This window comes from Stenotrophomonas sp. P5_A8 (genome assembly GCF_056400545.1).
Map to the genome: position 1 here is coordinate 1 of NZ_JBFULB010000326.1, position 4,263 is coordinate 4,263.

Below are 4,263 nucleotides of genomic sequence, written 5' to 3' on the forward strand. Positions count from 1 at the left end.
TCGGTTTCCTGTCCGGCGATGCCAGTGGGTTGGTCAACGGCAGCAACAAGGCCTGGTCGATGACCCCGTCGATCAGCTGGGCCGCGTTCGACTTCGGCACCGTCAAGGCACGCCTGCGGGCGAGCAAGGCGCAGGCCGACGGCGTTGCCGCCGAGTACGAAAAGGCGGTGTTGCTGGCGCTGGAAGACACCGAGAATGCGTTGACCCGCTATGCCAAGCAACAGGCGCGGTTGGGCATCGTCGCCGAGCAGGCCCAGGCCGCCCGGCGTGCCGAGCAGCTGGCGCAGATCCGCTACCGCGAGGGCTCGGAAGACTTCCTGACCCTGTTGGACGCCCAGCGCACGCAGCTGGCGGCCGACGACGCACTGGCCGCGGCCGAGTCCACCGTCAATGTGAGTGTGGTGGGGGTGTACAAGGCCCTGGGCGGCTGGGGCCAGCAGCAGGAGGCCGCACCGCCGGCCGTGGCTGGCACGCTGCGTTGAGCCGATGCGCGAGGGCGGCCAGACCGCCCTCCCGTGTGATCTGCGTCAGAATTTGCCGCCATGCATGATCAGTGAAGCGGCCGTTGGCGTCTTTGCCACTGACGTCCGCACCAACCCGGGTGATACAAAACTCCCCTTTTCCAGGGGAACACCTCATGATCGACCGTGACCAGTGGCGGACAGCCTCGACCGCCACTCGGAGCGCTCAGGCGGCCCTGTCGCCCAGCGCGCTGGTGTTGCTGATTCTGGCGGCGCTGGTGGTGGCCCTGGGTTTTGCCCGGCTTCCGGACACCTTGCTGGACATCGGCGTGGTCGTGGTCGGGCTGTTCATCGCCGTCGGCGCACGCATCTGCCAGGCCCGCGACCAGCATCTGGCCTTGTGTCGAATGCTCGGTGAGGATCACCCACAACGCCGGCATTGAGTTCGCCTGTCATCGTCCGGGGGGCGATGCGGCGTGACGCAACAGTCACGCAGGCTGCGCGACGCTTCCTGTCCCCTTGCCCGACGACGAGAATTGCCGATGCGCCCGACATCGCTCGCCGCTGCGTGCCTGCTGGCACTGGCCGCCGCTGCCACCGCAAGCGCCGCCGATCCGCTGGTCGGCCCCGGTGAGCAGATCGCCAGGCAGTTGCCCAAACCGTATGCCACCCGGTCTGCCCAGCTCAATTCCAAGGTGATCGGCTGGCCACAAGGTCGCACCCCGAAAGCGCCCGCCGGGTTCCAGGTCAGCGCCTACTCGCGCGACTTCGACAACCCGCGCTGGATGGTGCTGCTCGACAACGGTGATGTGCTGGTCTCCGAGGCGAAGACCGGCAAGAAAAGCGCCAATCGCATCACCCTGCTGCGCGACGCCGATGGCGACGGCGTGCCGGAGCTGCGCAGCACCTTCCTGGCCGGTCTCAACCAGCCATTCGGCATGCTCCAGCGCGGTAACCAGCTATACGTGGCCAACACCGATGGCGTGTGGGTCTATCCGTACGAAAACGGGCAGACGAAGATCACCGCCAAGGGCCGCAAGATCCTGTCGCTGCCTGCCGGTGGCTACAACAATCACTGGACGCGCAATATCGTCGCCAGCCCGGACGGCCAGTACCTGTATGTGACCGTCGGCTCGGCCAGCAACAACGGCGAGTACGGTCTGGAGAACGAGAAGCGCCGCGCCAACATCCTGCGCATCCGCCTCGACGGCAGCGGCGAAACCGTCTTCGCCGCCGGCCTGCGCAATCCCAACGGCATCGCCTTCAAGAATGGCCGCATGTGGACGGCGGTCAACGAGCGCGACGAGCTCGGCGACAACCTGGTACCGGACTACATCACCGAGGTGCACCAGGACGGTTTCTACGGTTGGCCCTACGCGTATTACGGCGCCAACGAAGACCCGCGCCTGGCCGGCAAGGCGCCGGAACTGGTCGAGAAAACCCGCGTCCCCGATTTCGCGGTGGGCCCACATGTGGCGGCGATGGACATCACTTTCTATGACGGCACGGCGTTCCCGGCCCGGTACCAGGGGGGCGCGCTGGTGGGCCTGCACGGGTCGTGGAATCGTGCCGTGCTATCGGGCTACAAGGTGCTGTTTGTTCCCTTCAAGGGCGACAAACCCAGTGGCCAGGCCGAGGATTTCCTCAGCGGCTTCGTGGTCGACGGCAGCACGTCGGAGGTCTATGGCCGCCCGGTGGCCAGCCTGGTGCTCAAGGACGGCAGCGTGCTGGTCAGCGACGATGCCGGCAACACGGTCTGGCGAGTCAGCCACGCGCCCAAGGCCACCGCCGCGCGCTGAGGCGGTGGCCCGTCGCGCCCGGGCTCAGTGCCTGGGTGAGGTGGGGAACACCAGTTCGGCCTGCACCGGGTAGTGGTCCGACGGCAGCACGCCGCCGGGCTTTTCATCCAGCGTGCTGAAGCGATCCACGGTGAAGCCGCGCACCAGGATCCAGTCCAGTTCCACGGTCGGCTTGCCGGTGAAATCATGGAAGGTCAGGCGCGGGCCATCGACCTTGCCGGCAAGCCTGCGCGCATCACCGAGCGCGGCGGTGAACGTCTGGTAGGTGGTGCTGCCCGGCTCGCTGTTGAAATCGCCGGTGACCACCACCGGGATGTCCTTGGGCAGCGCGGCCACCCGTTCAATGATCAGCTTGGCACCCAGCACGCGGCGCGGCTCATCTTCCTCGCGGTAGGGCAGGTGGGTATTGAGCAGGTAGAAGCGCTGGCCATCGGTCTGGCGCTGGAACAGCCCCCAGGTGACCATGCGCGGCATCAGGTTGCCCCAGGTGATGCTGGCGACCACATCGGGCGTGTCGGAGAGCCAGAAATTGCCGGATTCCAGCAGCTTGAGCTGCGCGGTGTCGTAGAACACGCCCATGTGCTCATCGGCATGGCCGCCGCGGCGGCCTTCGCCGAACCAGCGGTAGCCGGGCAGGTGCTGCACCAGGTAATCGGCCTGTTTTTCCACCAGCTCCTGGGTGCCAAACACGGCCGGGTGCTGCTCGCGCAGCAGCGTCACCATCGCATCGCGACGGTCTTCCCAGCGCCGGCCGGCCTCGGTATCCACCGGCGTGCGCACGTTGAAGGACATCACCCGCAACGCGTCGGCCGCATGCGCCGAAGCGGTGGCGAGCGACATCGCCATCAATACCAACAAAGCGGGGCGGTGGAAACGTGCGTGCATGGGGCCTCCTGGACGGCCTGACAGGGAAGGCCCCAGCTTGCCATGCTTTCCTCGACACCGACTGTGCCGCAACGGGTGACACCTGCTGCAACGCAGCGCGAACACCGTGGCGGATGCGGTGATTGTGACGCGCCTGCTTGAGCGCGGCCGCCAATCCGGGTTGAATCGGAACAGCACTGCCCCTCGCGGAGTTTCAGGTGAATCCCCAGTCCCTTCCACCGCCGTCTTCCGGCCACCCTGACGTGACGCTGCGTTGGCTCCGGCGCGGCGACGCGCAGGCGTGGTACGACTATCTGCGCTTACCCGAGGTTATCGGCCAGACCAGCTGGGCGCTGTCATCGGTCGACGACCTGACGGCAATCTTCGCCGCACTGGAGCCGGAGGCTGCCGCGCCTCAGCTGCGCCTGGCCATTGTCGATCGCGGCGATGCGCTTGTTGGAACCCTCGGCTTCCACAGCATCAATCCCCATCACGGCAGCGCCGAAATCGCCTACGAGCTTTCACCGGCGGCCTGGCACCGGGGCATCGCCACGGCCGTGTGCCGGCAGGTCGTGCCGTGGGCGTTTGCCCATTTCGGCTGGCAACGCATCCAGGCCGTGGTGCTGGATACCAATCATGCCTCGGCGCGCGTGCTGCACCGGTGCGCGTTTCAGCATGAAGGACGATTGCGCGGCTTCCGTCGTGTCGGCGGTACCTCGCGCGACTTCGATATGTATGCGCGTCTGCGTGGCGACCCGGCCAGCTAGTTTCAACTGGTCAGCAACACCCAGCCGATCAGGCTGTTGATCGCGATGCCCAAAAGCAGCACCCACAGCGTGGACAACACGGTATTGAGCCAGGAGCGTTCCAAGGCCACCTTGAGCCAGCCAGCCTGCACCACCGCGTACCAGAGCAGGGACAGCAGGGACACGGCCACGCCGATGTGGGTCGACAGCTGGCCTGGCAGCCGGACGAACACCATGCTGGTAGACAGCGCGACCGCGAACGGCGCGGTCAGGTAACACTGCACGAAGAATGGGCGGCGCAGCGTCTCGCGGGTCATCGGCAGCTTGCTGCGTCGGAGCATGTGCACGGTAGCGATCAGCGGCCACACCGCGAAGGTGATCGAGCGGTACAGC

The 4,263-nt window shown here is 66.5% G+C and carries 5 protein-coding genes and 1 pseudogene; 4 read left to right on the forward strand and 2 right to left on the reverse strand.

The genetic code is table 11. The features are described from left to right. The 3 genes from AC1DQP_RS17295 to AC1DQP_RS17305 all read left to right on the forward strand — a co-directional run. A partial coding sequence (locus AC1DQP_RS17295; protein WP_478052083.1) for a TolC family protein occupies positions 1–482 on the forward strand: 482 nt, incomplete at its 5' end. Between the two features lie 155 nt (positions 483–637). Beyond that, positions 638–904, forward strand: coding sequence for a hypothetical protein (locus tag AC1DQP_RS17300; protein ID WP_256774033.1), 267 nt, complete (start codon positions 638–640; stop codon positions 902–904). A 99-nt stretch (positions 905–1,003) separates the two neighbouring features. Then, entirely contained in the window at positions 1,004–2,260 is a 1,257-nt protein-coding gene (locus AC1DQP_RS17305) for a PQQ-dependent sugar dehydrogenase (RefSeq protein ID WP_457319682.1), read from the forward strand. A 24-nt stretch (positions 2,261–2,284) separates the two neighbouring features. Here AC1DQP_RS17305 and AC1DQP_RS17310 read toward each other — a convergent pair whose 3' ends face one another. After that, entirely contained in the window at positions 2,285–3,145 is an 861-nt protein-coding gene (locus tag AC1DQP_RS17310) for an endonuclease/exonuclease/phosphatase family protein (protein ID WP_457319684.1), read from the reverse strand. Between the two features lie 197 nt (positions 3,146–3,342). Here AC1DQP_RS17310 and AC1DQP_RS17315 point away from each other — a divergent pair, with 197 nt between their 5' ends. Next, the gene (locus tag AC1DQP_RS17315; protein ID WP_457319686.1) at positions 3,343–3,891 is read left to right on the forward strand and encodes a GNAT family N-acetyltransferase; all 549 of its coding nucleotides are present in this window, start codon (positions 3,343–3,345) and stop codon (positions 3,889–3,891) included. A gap of 2 nt (positions 3,892–3,893) precedes the next feature. Here AC1DQP_RS17315 and AC1DQP_RS17320 read toward each other — a convergent pair. Beyond that, positions 3,894–4,263: pseudogene (locus tag AC1DQP_RS17320) on the reverse strand (hypothetical protein); the annotation flags it as partial.

What these genes read in the sequence shown, in the direction of transcription:
- AC1DQP_RS17300 (WP_256774033.1), top strand. Translation starts at nt 638, where the DNA reads ATGATCGACCGTGACCAGTGGCGGACAGCCTCGACCGCCACTCGGAGC.
- AC1DQP_RS17305 (WP_457319682.1), top strand. Translation starts at nt 1,004, where the DNA reads ATGCGCCCGACATCGCTCGCCGCTGCGTGCCTGCTGGCACTGGCCGCC.
- AC1DQP_RS17310 (WP_457319684.1), bottom strand. Translation starts at nt 3,145, where the DNA reads ATGCACGCACGTTTCCACCGCCCCGCTTTGTTGGTATTGATGGCGATG.